The sequence below is a fragment of the Micrococcus antarcticus genome (genome assembly GCF_044872765.1).
Lineage (GTDB): Bacteria > Actinomycetota > Actinomycetes > Actinomycetales > Micrococcaceae > Micrococcus.
In genome coordinates this window covers 276,997-292,689 of the sequence record NZ_CP085253.1, presented here as the reverse complement: position 1 = coordinate 292,689, position 15,693 = coordinate 276,997, and the positions used below count along the sequence as shown (strand labels likewise).

At 69.6% G+C, this 15,693-nt stretch carries 15 protein-coding genes, 1 tRNA gene, 1 pseudogene, 1 riboswitch and 1 other annotated feature; of the genes and pseudogenes, 3 read left to right on the top strand and 14 right to left on the bottom strand.

Annotated elements, in window-relative coordinates; translation table 11 throughout:
- Positions 1–58: 58 nt before the first annotated feature.
- Positions 59–3,592, bottom strand: a complete 3,534-nt coding sequence (mobF, locus tag LG274_RS01405; RefSeq protein WP_404465970.1) for a MobF family relaxase — start codon at positions 3,590–3,592, stop codon at positions 59–61.
- A gap of 402 nt (positions 3,593–3,994) precedes the next feature.
- A riboswitch (TPP riboswitch) is annotated at positions 3,995–4,114 on the top strand.
- 15 nt (positions 4,115–4,129) lie between these two features.
- On the opposite strand from mobF, the gene LG274_RS01400 reads away from it, so the two are divergent.
- Positions 4,130–4,627 carry an NUDIX hydrolase gene (locus tag LG274_RS01400; protein ID WP_404464943.1) on the top strand — a complete coding sequence of 166 codons (498 nt, stop codon included), beginning with the start codon at positions 4,130–4,132 and terminating at the stop codon, positions 4,625–4,627.
- A complete protein-coding gene (thiD, locus tag LG274_RS01395; protein WP_317677005.1) occupies positions 4,624–5,505 on the top strand; it encodes a bifunctional hydroxymethylpyrimidine kinase/phosphomethylpyrimidine kinase in 882 nt (293 codons plus the stop codon). Before LG274_RS01400 ends, thiD begins: the two co-directional genes overlap by 4 nt.
- Before the next feature lie 37 nt (positions 5,506–5,542).
- On the opposite strand, the gene thiE is transcribed toward thiD, so the two are convergent.
- The 3 genes from thiE to LG274_RS01380 form a co-directional block, all read right to left on the bottom strand.
- Positions 5,543–6,181 (bottom strand): thiamine phosphate synthase, encoded by a 639-nt coding sequence (gene thiE, locus LG274_RS01390; RefSeq protein WP_282963495.1) that lies wholly within the window; start codon positions 6,179–6,181, stop codon positions 5,543–5,545.
- Positions 6,178–6,732, bottom strand: coding sequence for a hydroxyethylthiazole kinase (locus tag LG274_RS01385; RefSeq protein ID WP_404464940.1), 555 nt, complete (start codon positions 6,730–6,732; stop codon positions 6,178–6,180). The genes thiE and LG274_RS01385 overlap by 4 nt, the downstream gene beginning before the upstream one ends.
- A gap of 37 nt (positions 6,733–6,769) precedes the next feature.
- A protein-coding gene (locus tag LG274_RS01380) for an IS3 family transposase (protein WP_404464938.1) occupies positions 6,770–7,995 on the bottom strand; the annotation gives its coding sequence in 2 pieces (ribosomal slippage) (positions 6,770–7,722 and positions 7,722–7,995; 1,227 coding nt in all).
- Positions 7,622–7,723 (bottom strand) — a sequence feature (AL1L pseudoknot). (Overlaps the previous gene by 102 nt.)
- A 221-nt stretch (positions 7,996–8,216) precedes the next feature.
- Here LG274_RS01380 and LG274_RS01375 point away from each other — a divergent pair.
- Positions 8,217–8,288 (top strand): annotated as a pseudogene (locus tag LG274_RS01375) (hypothetical protein); the annotation flags it as partial.
- Here the strand turns inward: LG274_RS01375 and LG274_RS01370 are convergent.
- The 10 genes from LG274_RS01370 to rpmA form a co-directional block, all read right to left on the bottom strand.
- The gene (locus LG274_RS01370; protein ID WP_282963487.1) at positions 8,271–8,756 is read right to left on the bottom strand and encodes a hypothetical protein; all 486 of its coding nucleotides are present in this window, start codon (positions 8,754–8,756) and stop codon (positions 8,271–8,273) included. The pseudogene LG274_RS01375 and the gene LG274_RS01370 sit on opposite strands and share 18 nt — an antisense overlap.
- A 133-nt stretch (positions 8,757–8,889) precedes the next feature.
- Positions 8,890–8,962, bottom strand: a tRNA-Ala gene (locus tag LG274_RS01365).
- 121 nt (positions 8,963–9,083) lie between these two features.
- The gene (locus LG274_RS01360) at positions 9,084–9,749 is read right to left on the bottom strand and encodes a histidine phosphatase family protein (protein ID WP_404464936.1); all 666 of its coding nucleotides are present in this window, start codon (positions 9,747–9,749) and stop codon (positions 9,084–9,086) included.
- Between the two features lie 13 nt (positions 9,750–9,762).
- Positions 9,763–10,188, bottom strand: coding sequence for a ribosome silencing factor (gene rsfS, locus LG274_RS01355; RefSeq protein ID WP_070709241.1), 426 nt, complete (start codon positions 10,186–10,188; stop codon positions 9,763–9,765).
- Positions 10,185–10,760, bottom strand: a complete 576-nt coding sequence (gene nadD / locus LG274_RS01350; protein ID WP_404465968.1) for a nicotinate-nucleotide adenylyltransferase — start codon at positions 10,758–10,760, stop codon at positions 10,185–10,187. Before nadD ends, rsfS begins: the two co-directional genes overlap by 4 nt.
- 41 nt (positions 10,761–10,801) lie before the next feature.
- Entirely contained in the window at positions 10,802–11,029 is a 228-nt protein-coding gene (locus LG274_RS01345; RefSeq protein WP_248114942.1) for a hypothetical protein, read from the bottom strand.
- Between the two features lie 78 nt (positions 11,030–11,107).
- Positions 11,108–12,427: a glutamate-5-semialdehyde dehydrogenase gene (locus LG274_RS01340; protein WP_404464934.1), complete on the bottom strand. Its 1,320-nt coding sequence runs from the start codon at positions 12,425–12,427 to the stop codon at positions 11,108–11,110.
- Between the two features lie 51 nt (positions 12,428–12,478).
- Positions 12,479–13,693, bottom strand: a complete 1,215-nt coding sequence (gene proB / locus LG274_RS01335) for a glutamate 5-kinase (protein WP_404464932.1) — start codon at positions 13,691–13,693, stop codon at positions 12,479–12,481.
- A 3-nt stretch (positions 13,694–13,696) separates the two neighbouring features.
- On the bottom strand, positions 13,697–15,256 hold the full coding sequence (gene obgE, locus LG274_RS01330; RefSeq protein ID WP_404464930.1) for a GTPase ObgE: 1,560 nt from the start codon (positions 15,254–15,256) through the stop codon (positions 13,697–13,699).
- Positions 15,257–15,405: 149 nt separating this feature from the next.
- The gene (gene rpmA, locus LG274_RS01325; RefSeq protein WP_248114948.1) at positions 15,406–15,663 is read right to left on the bottom strand and encodes a 50S ribosomal protein L27; all 258 of its coding nucleotides are present in this window, start codon (positions 15,661–15,663) and stop codon (positions 15,406–15,408) included.
- Positions 15,664–15,693 lie beyond the last annotated feature (30 nt).

The following is a 15,693-nucleotide window of genomic DNA, read 5'->3' as shown; positions in this document are numbered from 1 at the left end:
AGGCTGGGCGTTGGTGCGGGAGACGTCCTTCTTGTGCCGCGGCGTTCGGACTGGGTGATCAGAGGCCGAGTTCATGAGTCCGTCTCTGCGCGGGGCGCCGGTCCGTGCCAGTGTCGTGTTGCAGTGCGGTGAGGTTGCTCAGCGCGGCCTCGGCGCGTGCCCGGTCGATTCTCTGCGCGGTCATCTCTGGGGGGACGCCCAGGGGTGTGTCGTCGGTGATGCTGTACCGATCGCGATAGGCGGCGATGATTCGGGCTTGTCGCCGCCATCCCGCTGCACGGCGCGGGTCCTGGGGTGGCGTGCCAAGTGGTTTCATCCAAGCGTCTTCGGCTTCGAGTGCAGTGTCGAGGACGGCAGTCGCGCGGCCCTCGATCAGCTCCTGCCGCTCTGCCAAGGCCTGCCGCATGTCGCCTGTCACCGAGCCCTGCGCCTCTGGGATGAGGCCGGCGATCAGGCGCGGTGCCTTCCGGGTGCGGCCCGACCCTGCGGGCCTCGCTGTGACCCGGGCGACGCGGTGGTGAAGAACCGAAGCGATATCGTCTGCGTCGTCGAACTCGCGCGCTCGCACTAGGCGCGGGAACAAGTGGCCCATGTCGTGATGGTTCGCTTCCGCTCGCCGTAGCTCAGCGGTGAGTGCCCCGAACGCGTCAGACTCGATCACCGTCTCGGACTGTTCCGCGGTGAGACCGGAGGCTCGGGTGAGGGTGCTCCAGCGGTCGTGTTGTGCTGCGGCGGCGATGGTCTCGTACTCCGCGGCGAGTTGTGCGATGGAGCCCCATTGCTCGTGTTCGACGGTGATGGTTTCGTGGGCGGATAGCTCCGCACCCGTGTGCTGGAGCACCCCGTACAGCACACTACGGGCCGTGGCGTCCGGGGTGTCGCCGGGATGGGGATGTTGGTGATCGTCGGGGCGGTCGAGGATGACATACGCCCCGTTGGATCGGCGTCCGCGGGTCATGGCCACATAGAGGTTCTCCCGCGTGGTGGTCGGCTGGACCATGACGTGGGCGGTGTCGGTGGTGACGCCCTGCGCGCCGTGCGCGGTGACCGCGTACCCGAGGTCGACATGCTCGGCCACGTAACGCGCGGGCAGCACGATGGAACCGCCGAACCTACGTCCGGTGCGGTGGATGGTGATCGAGCCGTCGTCGCGGACGGCTTTGATGATCCAGGTGTCGCCGTTGCGAACCCACTCCTTGCTGTTGCGCAGGCGACGGTCGTTGCGGCGGGTGATGATCGTGTCTCCGACACCGGCGGTGGTGCCGTCGTTCAGCTCGACCTCCCGCCCCGGTGTGAGGGTGCCGTCGAGGATCAGATCGGCACGGGCGCGTGTGTTCAGGGCGGTCACGTCCTCGCGGGTCTCGGCGATCAGCACCGCCACCAGTCCTCTGTCGCGGTCGGCTCGGCAGGCGGCATAAGCGGCATCAGTCATTGACTCGGCGTCGCCGCTATGGATGCGATCGTGGTCGTAATAGGTGTCGATCACATCGGGTCGTCCATGCCGTAACGCGAGGGAGGCGGCCTTCTCCCACTGGTACACGAACCGGTGGACATCGACCAGCTCGGGCACATCATCACGGTCACCGACGAGCAGGGAGAAGGCGCCGCCGGCCTCGACGGACTGAAGTTGGGCGTAGTCCCCGACGAGCAGCACCTTCGCACCCGCATCGACCGCGAGGGCGGTGATCCCGTCCAAGGACAGGGTGCCGGCCAGGGATGCCTCATCGACGATCACAAGCTGACCGGCCCCGAAGGTAGTACCGCGGGTGAGGTGGTTGGTCCACCATTTCGCGGTGTTCTCCGTGGCGATGCCGAGGTCGTCGGCCAAGACTTGGGCGGCGACCGCCGAGGGCGCCAGGCCGACCACCGAGCCCGCGCCGTGCTCGGCTTCCCACGACCGCCGCAACGCGTTCATCGCGGTGGTCTTGCCCGCACCAGCCGGGCCAACCAGCACGTCCACGACCCGGCCGGACACCGCGATCTTAGTCAGGGCGTCTGCCTGGTCCTCACCGAGCATCAATCCTTCAGCGCCGGGACGGGAAGTCATGCTCTCCACCGTCGCCAGCGCAACCGTCGGCCCGGTGAGGGTGCGGGAGCGGGCGAGCAGGCGATCCTCAGCCGCGAGCAGTTCTTCAGAAGAGAACACCGTGGAGTGCCGCGGCCGGAAGACGCTCGTGCCGTCGATGCGGCGGAATGCCGCCGGTGACGTGGCGAGGTCGGGCGGCGTAAGCCGCAGCGAGGCAATCTCGGACGCGTCGGTGACCATCCCGACGATCGCCTCACGATCCCGTGCGCTGGCGAACCGCCAGCCCATCGTCTGCCGTGAGGCTTCCGCATGCAGATTCCAGCGCCGCCACGTCGACCGCTTCTCACCCACTACGGTCACGACCGAGGCGCCGAGTTCAGTAACTAGTTCCAGGGGCACGTCGTCGGCGCGCAGCACTGATGGCGGCTCGTTGCTCGTCGAGCGGCTGGCCCACGATGTTGCGTCGTCTCCGAGGATGGTGGTGGCGCGGCTGCGCCACTCGGCAGTGAGGTCAGCCAGCGATCGCACCTCTTTGTCCGGGCGGGTCGCGAGGGTGGCTTGGGCACGGAGCTTCATGATCGTCGCCGCAGAGGGACGTCGACCATGCTTCGCCACATGCTCGGCGATGAGCCGGTCAGCCTCAGCCTCGATGTCGTGCGAGCGGGTCGAGAAGGCGGCGATCAACTCATCGGGGACAGCCGCGATCTCCCAGGACGGATTCCGATCCCGGCCCCGTTCCCGGGCCTCCCAGCCGACGCCAAAGGTGCGGGTGAGTCGATCGGCGAGAACCGCGTTGTAATGCTCGGACAGGGCGACCACGGCGGCGTGCATCGGCCGGCCGTCCAACGACCGCCACTTCCCATCGAACGCGGTCTGAATCTTGTTGCTGACCACGACATGGGTGTGCAACTGCGGGTCACCGGCGCGGGAGTCGTAGTGATCGAACGCCGTGGCGATCAGCCCGGTCACGTCGACCTGCGCGACCGCCCCGTCGCCGGCGGTGACGCCGGTGCGGGTGGCGGCGACCTCACGTTCCATGAAATCCACTACCCCGGCGACCGCGTCGTGGTGGGCTTCGGCGATCAGCGCCTGAGTCCCCGCGTCAGCCACAGCCCATAGCACCGAGACGGATTTCGGGACGGAAAATGTGTAGTCGAAGCCGGCCACGGCGCGACGGGTCCCGCGTGCGGCTTCTTCGGCCTCGATCTGCGCGATCGCCTCCGCCCGTCCAGCTGGCCCCAAGTCGCTCGGCAGTCGGTCGACCCGATGCTTGATGCGTTCGGTGACCGGAGCGTACGCGGGGAACGCTCTACCGAGTGGCTCTCCGGTGACGGGGTCGCGGCCCATCCCGATCAAGAGCTGAAGCTGCGCCTCCGAAACTTGATCGCCGCTCCCGAGGCGACCACCGCCAAGGCCGGTGAGGCCGGAGCCGAGCCACCGTCCCGGCGGGGTACCGTGCTCGGCGTAGTAGCGCGTCAACGGAGTCGACAGCGAACGCTCACCATCAGCTGCGGCGACCGAGCGCAACAGGTACTTGTAGCCGTCACCCGCGCTCATGACCCGCATCGACACCGTCATGCTGACCAGGTGCACACCATCGGCGTCCGACGAGCGGGTAGGACTGCGCACCCCTCTCAGCGAATGTCATCACGCGACCGCATGGCGAGGTTCGCGACTGAGCTGCCGGTATCGGGTGGGCGTGACGCTGACACACTGGCAGAACGCACGGTGATCGAGGGTCCTGGCTCGCTGCCACGCAACATGTTCTCCCGGGCACAACCACGCCGCCGAAAGTGACCGCTTTCTCGCGAACTCGCTGAGCAAAATCACCGACCCGGCGCGCGGGTGACCTCCGGATGGCTCTGGTTCCTGCTGGGTCGCTGCATCGTCGCGCGCGGAGTCTCACGTCGAGGTGCCCGCGAGGGCTGGGTGGGGGCGTTGCTCCTTGTGGCCGCCGATGTTAGCGTGGCGGGTACCGAGGGGTGTCCCGATAAGGGGCTGAGATTCCGTTAGGCCGTAAGGCGTCACGGTGACCCTTTGAACCTGATCCGGATCATGCCGGCGAAGGGACAGGTCTAGTCGGCTCGATCCTTTGCCGGCCTCGTGAGAGAGGCCGCCGTGTCATCGTCATTGAATAACGCTCGTTTTCCTTCCAGTGTGTCGGCGGTGCGTCCGGTTGTGGCGACGATCGCCGCGGTCTTCCGAGAGGGCAGGGTGCTGCTGGTGCGGCGCGCCAATCCGCCCGATGCTGGTCGCTGGGGGTTTCCAGGCGGGAAGATCGAAGGTGGGGAAACGATCGAGCAGGCCGCGGTTCGTGAGCTTCTGGAGGAGACGGGGGTTCGGGGCGAGGCACACCGGGTGTTCACAGCCGTCGACGCGTTCGATCGCGACGAGAGCGGCTGTCTGCGGCAACATTTCGTGCTGGTCGCGGTGCTGTGCCGATGGATCTCGGGTGAACCCGTAGCGGGTGATGATGCGCTTGAGGTGCGGTGGTTTGATCTCGGGGAACTGGATGATCCAGCAATGGCGCTGAGTCTCGACGTCGCGGACGTCGCGCGTCACGCGGCCGCCCTCGCCGAAGCCGAGGGGATCGCGCGATGACGATGAACATCCTCTCCATCGCCGGCACTGATCCGACCGGCGGGGCCGGTATTCATGCCGACATTAAGGCGTTCTCGGCCATGGGCGGTTACGCCATGGCGGCCATCACCGCGGTGGTGGCGCAGAACACGCGCGGTGTGCGCTCGTTCGTTGCCCTCGATCCGAGCTTCGTGGGTGATCAGATCGACGCGGTGTTCGACGATGTTCGGGTCGATGCGGTCAAGATCGGCATGGTCGCCAATGCGCGCATCGTCGAGACCATCGCGCAACGGCTTTATGCTCATCGCGCGGGGAACATTGTGCTCGATCCGGTCATGGTCGCGAAGAGCGGCGATCATCTTCTGGAGCCTGATGCGGTCGCGGCGATCAGTGAGCTTCTGGTGCCGCTGGCGACGGTGACGACGCCGAATCTGCCCGAGGCCGACGTCCTGCTCGGCACTGATGCCAAGTGGTCGCTCGATGCGATGCGCACCAGTGCGGTGGAGCTGCGCCAGCTTGGCTCGGAGTGGATACTGCTCAAAGGCGGGCACCTGCACGGATCGGCGCAGAGCGTCGACCTGCTGCACGGGCCGCAGACGACGATCGAACTTTCGGCACCTCGCATCCGGACGCGAAGTGATCACGGTACCGGCTGCACCTTATCGGCCGCGATCGCGGCGTTGCTGCCCACCTGCTCGGTCGAGGATAGTGCGCGGATGGCGAAGGCCTACCTCCACGGTGCGCTGGCAGCCAGCGAAGATCTCGATGTCGGGCACGGGCACGGGCCTCTGCATCACTTTCATCAGCTCTGGCGAGAGCTGCCCCGTTCGCTCGCCGAACTGTCTGGGACTGGCGAAACGACGACAACGCAATCAGCCGAACATGGGAACAGCCGATGACGCGTGGGGGAATGGAGCACGCATACGATCGTCACCGTTAGCGCTCCCACTCACGCGTAAGCGTGCGAGCGGCGCTTTCGGGGTCTGCCGCTGCGCACACCGCGGAGACGACGGCGATTCCAGCCGCGCCGGCGCGCTTGAGCGGCGCGACATCCGCCAGCGTGATTCCGCCGATCGCCACGCACGGGATCTGCGTATTCGCCACAAGCTCAGCGAAACCATCGACGCCGAGCGCGGGCGGGTGATCCGGCTTGGTCGTGGTCGGTCGAATCACGCCGACGCCCAGGTAGTCGACCGTGCCCGCGGGTAGCTGCGAGACCGCTGCCAGATGCGCGGAGGTGTTCGCGGTGAGGCCTACGATGGCGTGCCTGCCGAGTGCTTGCCGCGCGGTGAGCGCCCTCGCGTCTCCTTGGCCGAGGTGTACGCCGTCTACGAGAATGCCGCGATCGCGGGCTGCGATCGCCACATCGAGGCGATCGTTCACTATGAGCCGCGCGCGTCCGTCGATAGCTTCCGCGAGTTCCTCTACCTGGCGCAACTGATCATCGAAACCCGCCTTCTTGTCACGCAGTTGCACGATCCTCGCGCCACCCCGAACCGCTCTGCGCACGGTCTCGGCGACTCCGCGAGCGCCGCAGATGTCCCGGTCCGTGATCACATACAGCCCAAGCTTCACGCGCCTGCCCCGTTCGGTTCCGGGGTGCTCGCGTGCTCCGCCCGTACTCGCGCGGCCTCGACGGCCTCCTCCGGCGACAGACTCGCGAGCGCGTCGAGGAACCGAACCGCGAACGATCCTGGACCCGCAGCACCGCGTGCGGCCCGCTCGGCAGCAATCCCGTAGATCACATGGGCGGACGCTGTAGCGTCCAGCGTGGAAATCTGGCCGCGCACGGCCAGAACGGCTGCGATGACCGACCCCAGTGCGCATCCTCCGCCCGTCATGCGGGTCAGGAGCGCGTCACCGTTCGCCACGCGCACCATGGCCTTGCCGTCGGTGATGAGATCTTCGGGCCCAGAGACGGCGATCACGTTGTCGTGTTCTCGGGCGAAGGTGATCGCCGCCGTGGCTGCGGTGTAGGTGGAATCGGTGGCGTCCACACCGCGACCTCCCGAGCTGGCGCCCGCGAGCGCAAGGATTTCGGAGGCGTTTCCTCGCACGGCGGTGGGATGGAATCGGATGAGGTCGACGGCGAGGTCTGTGCGGACGGGCAGCGCACCGATCGCCACTGGGTCCAACTGAAGCGCCCTGGGTTTCGTTCCGAGGTCAGGACGCAACGGGCGCTGAATCCTGGTCGTGAGTGTAGGCCGCCTCGACCTCCACTGGAGTGCGGTAGCCGAGCGCTTCGTGGAGACGCTGCGTGTTCCACCAGTGCACCCACCCCATGGTGGCCAGCTCGACCGCCTCGACGGACTCCCAGATCCGCTTGGAGTGGATGAGCTCGGCCTTGTAGAGCCCGTTCACGGTCTCGGCCAGGGCGTTGTCGTAAGAGTCGCCCACGGTGCCTACCGAAGCCGTCACCCCGGCGGTGATGAGCGCGTCCGAGTACGCCAAGCTGACGTACTGGCTTCCCCGATCCGAGTGGTGGATCAGGCCCTGCCGCCCGCGGGTAGCGCCGGTGGAGACCAGTGCGTGCTCGAGGGCGAGCAACGGCAGCCCCGCGGTGTGCAGGCTGCCCGAGACCGCCCATCCCACGACGCGCCGGGAGTAGACGTCGGTGATGAAAGCGACATAGCAGAACCCGCCCAGGATCCTGACGTAGGTGATGTCAGCGACCCACAGCTGGTTCGGCCGCTCGGCGGTGAAGCAGCGCTCCACGAGGTCAGGACGAGCATCCGGCTCGCCTGCCGGCCTCGTGGTGATCGGCTTGCGGCCGCGCCGAACCCCTTCCACGCTGGCGAGCTTCATCAGGCGGGCGACCTGGTCCCGGCCGATCTCCCACCCGGCGCGGCGCATCGCATGGTGCATCTTGCGCACCCCGTAGACGCCGTAGTTCTCCGCATGGATCCGCTTGAGCTCCTCGATGAGGATCGTATCGCGCAGGGCCCGAGCGGAAGCCGGTCGACTCTTCACGGCCCGGTAGCCGCGGGAGGTGATGAACCCACATTCCGTCGCACGCAGGGTGCGACAGATGGCCTCGACCCCGAATTGATCGCGGTGTTCGTCGATGAACGCGATCATCTCGTCGTGGGGCGGTCGAGCTCCCTGGCGAAAAAAGCCGAGGCGGCTTTGAGGATCTCGTTCGCACGCCTGGCTTCAGCGAGCTCACGTTTGAGGCGCTTGTTCTCCTGCTGCAGATCTTCTCCCGCCGGCGCCTGGGTGATCTCGTGGCCGTGGCGGTTGCACCACATGCGCAGCGTCTCTTCACCGACTCCGACCTGCGGGGCGATGGCTCGGATGGAGTGCGAGCGAGGCCCTCCTTGAGCGGCTTGGCGTTCCAGGACCATCCGCACAGCGCGCTCACGCAGCTCGGGGGTGTACTTCTTGGGCATGTTCCGATTCTCCTTCAGTTGGATCGGAACGAAACCCAGAGCGCTTCACCGTCACCTTCCGCGGCGTCACCTACGACGGCGCCCACAGCCCTCTGGTCGACCCGAACACCTGGCTGCGCGTCCAGACGCAGCTCGATGCGAAGAACGCCGTTGGTGAGCGGCCTCAGAAATACGACCACTACCTCAAGGGGACCGTGCGCTGCTCGTGCGGCGCCAAGCTCATGATCGAACGGCCCCGTGACAAGCAGGGTGATCGCTACGAGTACTTCACCTGCTCAGGGCGACGCAAGAAGAACGGCTGCACCCGCTCGGCGATCCTCGCCGAACGGATCGAGGACCGCATCGAACGCGACTACGGCACCAACGGGCTCACCAGTGAGGAAGCCGAGCACGTCAGCCAGGTCCTGCACCAAGTATTCGACCAGCTCGAAGCTTCCAGCGACGATGAACGCGCCGTGCTGACCGCACAGCGCGACAAGCTCGAAGCCGAACGCCTCAAGCTCGTCCAAGCCCACTACGCCGACGCCATCCCGCTCGACCTGCTCAAGACCGAACAGGACCGCATCCGCACCAGCCTGGACGCGATCACCAACCGGCTGGACAGTCTCGCGACCACCTACCACAACGCTCAGGAGGGGCTCGATCAGATCGTCGGTGTCCTCACCGACCTCGGCGACCTCTACAGCAAGTGCGAACCTGCTGAACGCCGCATCCTCAACCGCGCACTGTTCAAGCGGATCATCATCGACGAGGACGAACACGTCACGTTCCTACCAGCCGAACCGGCTGCCGCTGTCCTCGCTCAGGAGCACCGGGGCGAGACGCCCCAACCGGCCCCGGACGCGAAACTGCCCCGCCATCAGGCGGGGCAGGTTTCGAATTTCTCAACTTACGTGGAGGTAAGGGGATTCGAACCCCTGACCTTCTGCATGCCATGCAGACGCGCTACCAACTGCGCCATACCCCCAGATGTGGGCGTCACCTGCGATGTTCACGCGCCGTTTCCGGCCCGTTCGCCTCGCTGGCAACTCGGCCAGCGTACACGGTCCCCGCGCGGGCACCAAATCGGCGTCCGGGCCGAGGCGCCCTCAGATGCCGTAGCCCTCGAGGGCCCAGTCGCCCCAGCCCTCGGCCCCGGTGTCCGGAGTGAACGCGCCCTGCAGCACGGCGGCGCGGGCGTTGCCGATCCGCTCCATCGCCGCGAAGGCCTCGCCCTCGTGACGCAGGAGCAGCCCCGTGGCCGCGCGGATCAGCGCACCGTGGGCCACGGCGAGCAGGGTCTGGGCGCCCCCGTCGCGCGGGGTGTCGCCCCAGTGCGGGGGCACGTGGCCGCGCAGCGCGCGCAGGGCCCGCTCGCCGCCCCCGCGCAGGGTCTCCCCGCCGACGGGGCCGGCGTCGAGCGCCGGCACGGCCCGCCAGAGGCGGTGCTCGTCCGGCCAGCGTTCCGCGATGGCACTGAGCTCGAGGCCTTCCCACTCTCCCCCGGCCAGCTCCATCAGCTCCGGGTCGACGGCCACGGACGCCGCGCCCACCCGGGCCTGGAGGACGATCTCGGCCGTGCGCCGCGCCCGGGCCAGCGGGGAGCACACGGCCACGAGCTCCTCCGCGTCCTCGAGCAGATCGCCCACGGGCCCGCCGGCGGCGCGGCGCGCCTGGCGCTCCCCCTCGGCGTTCAGCTCGATGTCCGTGTGCCCCTGGTACCGGTCCAGGGCGTTCCAGTCGGTCTCGCCGTGACGCAGCAGGATCAGGCGCATCTCGCGGACGCGCTCAGGAGGCGTGCGAGGCGGAGGCGTCGTCGTCCTGGGCGGCCGCGTCCGGGCGGGTGCTCTCCTCCGGCAGGCCGAGGTCGATCGCCGGGGTGTCCTTCCACAGGCGGTCCAGCGCATAGAACTCGCGGTCCTCGCGATGCTGGACGTGCACCACGAAGTGCCCGTAGTCGAGCAGCACCCAGTGGCCGTCGGACCGGCCCTCGCGACGCAGCGGCTTGAGCTGCTCGTCCTTCAGCAGCGCCTCCTCGACGCCGTCGACGATCGCGTTGACCTGACGCTCCGAGGCGCCGGAGGCGATCAGGAAGGCGTCGGTCAGGCCGAGCCGCTCGGCCACGTCGAACGCGACGATGTGCGTGCCGAGCTTGTCCGCAGCGGCGGCTGCGGCGGTGGTGAGGGCGTCCAGGGTGGTCTGGGGAACGGTCACGAGGTCTCCTCTTCCGAGACGTAGAGGTGGTGCTTGGCGATGTATTGGACGACGCCGTCCGGGACGAGATACCAGACGGGCCGGCCCCGGCGGACGCGCTCCCGGCAGTCCGTGGAGGAGATCGCCATGGCGGGGATCTCCATCAGGGACACGTCATCGCCCAGACCCATGTCCGAGAGGTCGTGGCCGGGACGGGTGACACCGACGAAGTGCGCCAGGTCCCAGAGCTCGTCCACGTCCTTCCACGTGAGAATCTGGCCCATGACGTCCGCGCCGGTGATGAAGAACAGCTCGGCGTCCGGGTGCAGGCGGCGCAGGTCCCGCAGCGTGTCCACGGTGTAGGTCACGCCGGGGCGGTCGATGTCCACGCGGGAGACGGTGAACCGGGGGTTGGAGGCGGTGGCCACCACGGTCATGAGGTAGCGGTCCTCGGCCGGGGAGACCTGCCGGTCCGACTTCTGCCACGGCTGACCCGTGGGGACGAAGACGACCTCGTCCAGCTCGAACTCCGCGGCCACCTCGCTGGCCGCCACGAGGTGGCCGTGGTGGATCGGGTCGAAGGTGCCGCCCATGATGCCGAGGCGGGGACGCCGTCCGGCGTCGGCGGACACGATCAGTGGCCGGCGCCGTGCGAGCCGGTGGAGCCGTGCCCGCCGTGGCGCTGCACCGTGGTGGTGGGCTCCGGGTGGCGCAGGGACACGGACCGCATGGACATGATGGCCAGCAGGGAGGCCATCAGCAGCAGGAACATGATGATCCCGTACCAGATGGCGGGAATGGGCAGCTCGTGGACCACGTGGTGGCCCTCCGCGGCGGCCAGGATCAGTGCGCTGTTCAGCATGGGTGCTCCTCGGTGCGTGGGTGCGACGGCCGGGTCCATGCCCCGGCCAGGGTGTGCCTCAGTCCATCCTAGCGGCGGTCAGCGCCGGATCTGGCCGTCGCCGCGCAGGATCCACTTGGTGGTGGTCAGCTCCTCGAGGCCCATGGGTCCGCGGGCGTGCATCTTCTGCGTGGAGATGCCGACCTCCGAGCCGAGGCCGAGCTCGCCGCCGTCGGTGAACCGGGTGGAGGCGTTGACGATCACGGCGGCCGCGTCGATCTCCGTCACGAAGCGGTCCGCGTTCGCGAGGTCGTTGGTGACGATGGCCTCGGTGTGCCCCGTGGACCAGCGGCGTATGTGCTCCATGGCCTCGTCCAGGGAGCCCACCGTCTTCACGGCCATCTCCATGTCCAGGTACTCGCGGCCCCAGTCCTCCTCGGTGGCGTCCACGGCCGTGCGCGCCGCCGGCCCGCCGTCCGCGGCGTCCGGCAGCCAGGCGCGGGCCCCGGCGTCCACGTGCAGCAGCACCCCGGCACGCGTGAGGGCGCGCAGCACCTCGCGGCCCGCCGCCTCGGCGTCCTGGTGCAGCAGCAGGGTCTCGGCGGCGTTGCACACGGAGGTGCGGTGCGTCTTGGCGTTCAGGGCGATGTCCGCCGCCATCTCGACGGGCGCGGAGGCGTCGATGTAGAGGTGCACGTTGCCCTCGCCGGTCTCGATGACGGGGACGCGCGACTCGCGGACCACGCGCTGGATCAGCTCCCGGCCGCCGCGCGGGATGAGCACGTCCACGGAGCCGTGTGCCTCCATGAGGGCGGCGACGCCGGGCCGGCCCAGGTCGTCGATCCCCTGGATGAGGTTGGGGTCGAACCCCTGGGCGCCGACCGCCTCCCGCAGGACCTGGACCAGGACGGTGTTCGTGCGCTCCGCCGCGGAGCCGCCCCGCAGGATCACGGCGTTGCCGGACTTCAGCGCGATGCCGGCGATGTCCACGGTGACGTTGGGACGCGCCTCGTAGACGGCGCCCACGACGCCGAGGGGCACGCGCACCTGCTGCATGCGGACGCTGTTGGGCAGGCTGCGGCCGCGCACGACCACGCCCACGGGATCGGGCAGCGCGGCGAGGTCCTCCAGCGCGACGGCGAGGCCCTCCAGGCGGTCGTCGTCGAGGATGAGGCGGTCCAGGAGGGCCGCCGTCGTGCCGGTGGCCTTCCCGCGCTCCACGTCCTCCGCGTTGGCCGCCAGGATGGCGGGGCCGTTCGCGCGCAGGGCGGAGGCGAGAGCCAGGAGCGTCTCGTCCTTGCGGGCACGGCCGGCGCGGGCGAGCTCGCCGCACGCGGCCCGCGCCCACGCGGACCGGCTGCGGATCGCCTCCACGACGTCGGGGGCGGGCTGCTGCTGGGCGTTCTGCTCCGTGTCCATGCCCGCCACCCTAGCGAACGGGGCGGCGGGCACGCAGGGCGCGGCTCGCGCTCAGCTGTAGGCCGCGTGCGAGGGGGCGAGCCGGACCCAGTCGTCCGCGTGGACCACGACGCCGTCGTAGCCCGCGCCGAGCTCCTCCTTCAGGACGGCCGTGGAGCGGCCGAGCATGCGCGGCACCTGGGACGCGGAGTACTGGACGAGGCCGCGGGCCCGCACCCGGCCGTCCTGATCCGCGATCTCGACGACGTCGCCGGCCGTGAACTGCCCGGAGACGTCCGTGATGCCGGCGGCCAGGAGCGAGCGCCCGCGGTCGATCGCGCCGGCGACCGCGCCGTCGTCGATGGTGAGGCGGCCCCGGACCTCGGCCGTGAGGCCGAGCCACGCGGCGCGGGCCGAGCGCCGCCGGCCGGCCACCTCGAACCACGTGCCCACGTCCTCCCCCGCGAAGGCGGCGGCGGCGTTGGGCGCCGAGGTCAGCAGCGTGGGGATGCCCGTGGTGGCCGCGATGCCGGCGGCGTCCACCTTGGTGACCATGCCGCCCGTGCCGACGCCGGCGGAGCCCGGGGTGCGCACGTCCACGCCCGCGAGGTCCTCGTCCGAGGAGACGGTGGCGATCCGCCGCGAGTCCGGCAGCGACGGGTGCCCCGTGTACAGCGCGTCCACGTCCGAGAGGAGGACGAGCAGGTCCGCCTTCACGAGGTTGGCGGTGAGGGCGGCGAGGCGGTCGTTGTCGCCGAAGCGGATCTCGCGGGTGGCCACCGCGTCGTTCTCGTTGACGATCGGCATGACGTCCATCGTGAGCAGGCGGGCCAGCGAGCGGTGCGCGTTGATGTACTGGCCGCGGCGCATGAGCTCCTCCGCCGTGAGCAGCACCTGGCCCACGGTGGTGGCGTGCCGGGCGAAGCTCTGGGAGTAGTGGGCCATGAGGCTCCCCTGGCCCACCGAGGCGGCCGCCTGCTGCGTGGCCGTGTCCTTGGGGCGGCGGGTGAGGCCCAGCTGCGGGAAGCCCGCCGCGATCGCGCCCGAGGAGACCAGCACCACCTGCGTGCCGCGGGAGCGCAGGTCCGCGACCACGTCCACGAGCGCATCGATCGCCTCGGTGTTCAGGCCGGTCGGCGTGGTGAGGGAGGACGAGCCGATCTTGATGACCACGCGCCGCGCGGCCGGCAGGGTCTCCCGCGTGGTCACGGGGTTGGCCTTGGGGTCCTCCGGCCCGCCCGTGGCGGGCGTGGCGTAGCGGGTGACGACGGTGCGGCGTGCAGACATGGGTCAGTCCTCTCGGTCGGGGTCCTCGGTCTCGTCCACGGTCCAGAGGCCGGTGCGCCGCTCCGCCTCCATCTCAGCCCGCGTGGCGGCACGGGCGGCCCGGCGCTGGTCCTGCTCGGCACGCTTCTCCGCGCGGGTGGCGCGGCTGCGCTCGTCGAGGCGGAGGTCGGTGCCGCGCGGGCCGGCGAGGAGCTCGGCGCCGGCGGACAGGGTGGGCTCCCAGTCGAAGAGCACACCGGACTCGTCGTCGCCGATCACCACGGCGTCGCCCGGGGTCGCGCCGGCCTTGAACAGGCCGTCCTCGACGCCGAGGCGCTGCAGCCGGTCCGCGAGGTAGCCCACGGCCTCGTCGTTGACGAAGTCGGTCTGGGCGACCCACTTCTCCGGCTTCTCGCCGCGCACGCGGAACAGGGGCTTGAGGTTGCGCTCCTCGCGGACCACGGTGAACTCCCCGCGCTCGCCCTTGCGGTGGAAGCGGCGGGGCACCTCGACGGGCGCGGGCGCCTCCGGCTCGGGGACCCGCTCGCGGGCCTGCGTGACCAGGTCGGCCATGGCGTACTTGAGGGCCTCCAGGCCCTCGCGGGCCAGCGCGGAGATGTCGAAGACCCGCAGGCCGCGGCCCTCGAGCTCGGCGCGGACCATGTCCGCCATCTCGGCGCCGTCCGGCAGGTCGGTCTTGTTCAGCGCCACGAGGCGGGGGCGCTCGTTGAGCGGCACCACGCCGTCGCCGCCCTGGGAGAAGACCGGCTCCACGGAGTACGCCTCGAGCTCGGCCTCGATGGCCTCGAAGTCGGCGATCGGGTCGCGGTCCGGCTCGATCGTGCCGCAGTCCAGCACGTGCACGAGCGCGGCGCATCGCTCCACGTGGCGCAGGAACTCGAGGCCGAGGCCGCGGCCCTCGGAGGCTCCGGGGATGAGGCCCGGCACGTCCGCCACGGTGTAGCGGACCTCCCCGGCCTGCACGACGCCGAGGTTCGGCACGAGCGTGGTGAAGGGGTAGTCCGCGATCTTGGGGCGCGCCGCCGAGATCGCCGCGATGAGCGAGGACTTGCCCGCGGAGGGGAACCCGACCAGGGCGATGTCCGCGACCGTCTTGATCTCGAGCGAGAGCTCGCGGCTCTCCCCCGGCAGGCCGAGGAGCGCGAAGCCCGGGGCCTTGCGCTTGACGGAGGCCAGCGCCGCGTTGCCGAGCCCGCCCTGACCGCCCGCCGCGGCCACGTAGGTGGCACCCTCCCCCACGAGGTCCGCCACGATGTTCCCGTTCTCGTCCTTCACCACGGTGCCGTCCGGCACGGGCAGCACGAGGGACGTGCCGTCCTTGCCCGCCCGGTGGTCGCCCATGCCGGGCTGGCCGTTCTCCGCGGAGCGGTGCGGGGCGTGGTGGTAATTGAGCAGGGTGGTGGTCTGCGAGTCCACCACGAGGGTGATGTCGCCGCCGTCGCCGCCCTTGCCGCCGTCGGGACCGCCGAGGGGCTTGAACTTCTCACGGTGCACGGACACGCACCCGTGCCCGCCGTTGCCGGCGGTGAGGTGGAGGACGACGCGGTCCACGAAGGCTGCCATGGGGAGGATCCTGACGGTGGGAGAGAAGGGGTGAGACGACGACGGCGGGAGCGGGTCCTGAGAACAGTGACCCGCCCCCGCCGGGGCGTCAAGCCGCGCGGACCGCCTCCGGGTGGGAGGCGTGGCCCGCGCTCAGGCCGCGAGTGGGATCACTCGGCGGCGGCGACCACGTCCACGACCTTGCGGCCGCGGCGCTGACCGAAGGACACGGAGCCGGCCGACAGCGCGAAGAGCGTGTCGTCCTTGCCGCGGCCCACGTTGTGGCCCGGGTGGAACTTGGTGCCGCGCTGGCGGACGATGATCTCGCCGGCGTTGACGTCCTCGCCGCCGTAGCGCTTGACGCCGAGGTACTGGGGATTCGAGTCGCGGCCGTTCTTGGAGGAACTGCCGGCCTTCTTATGTGCCATTGCTGTTGCCTAACCTCTCGGATGCTCGGG

Coding starts and splice junctions, on each gene's coding strand:
- nadD (WP_404465968.1), bottom strand. CDS start 10,760: ATGGGCGGCACCTTCGACCCGATCCACCACGGCCACCTCGTGGCGGCC.
- thiD (WP_317677005.1), top strand. CDS start 4,624: ATGACGATGAACATCCTCTCCATCGCCGGCACTGATCCGACCGGCGGG.
- obgE (WP_404464930.1), bottom strand. CDS start 15,256: ATGGCAGCCTTCGTGGACCGCGTCGTCCTCCACCTCACCGCCGGCAAC.
- LG274_RS01360 (WP_404464936.1), bottom strand. CDS start 9,749: ATGCGCCTGATCCTGCTGCGTCACGGCGAGACCGACTGGAACGCCCTG.
- rpmA (WP_248114948.1), bottom strand. CDS start 15,663: ATGGCACATAAGAAGGCCGGCAGTTCCTCCAAGAACGGCCGCGACTCG.
- LG274_RS01340 (WP_404464934.1), bottom strand. CDS start 12,427: ATGGACACGGAGCAGAACGCCCAGCAGCAGCCCGCCCCCGACGTCGTG.
- proB (WP_404464932.1), bottom strand. CDS start 13,693: ATGTCTGCACGCCGCACCGTCGTCACCCGCTACGCCACGCCCGCCACG.
- LG274_RS01345 (WP_248114942.1), bottom strand. CDS start 11,029: ATGCTGAACAGCGCACTGATCCTGGCCGCCGCGGAGGGCCACCACGTG.
- mobF (WP_404465970.1), bottom strand. CDS start 3,592: ATGCGGGTCATGAGCGCGGGTGACGGCTACAAGTACCTGTTGCGCTCG.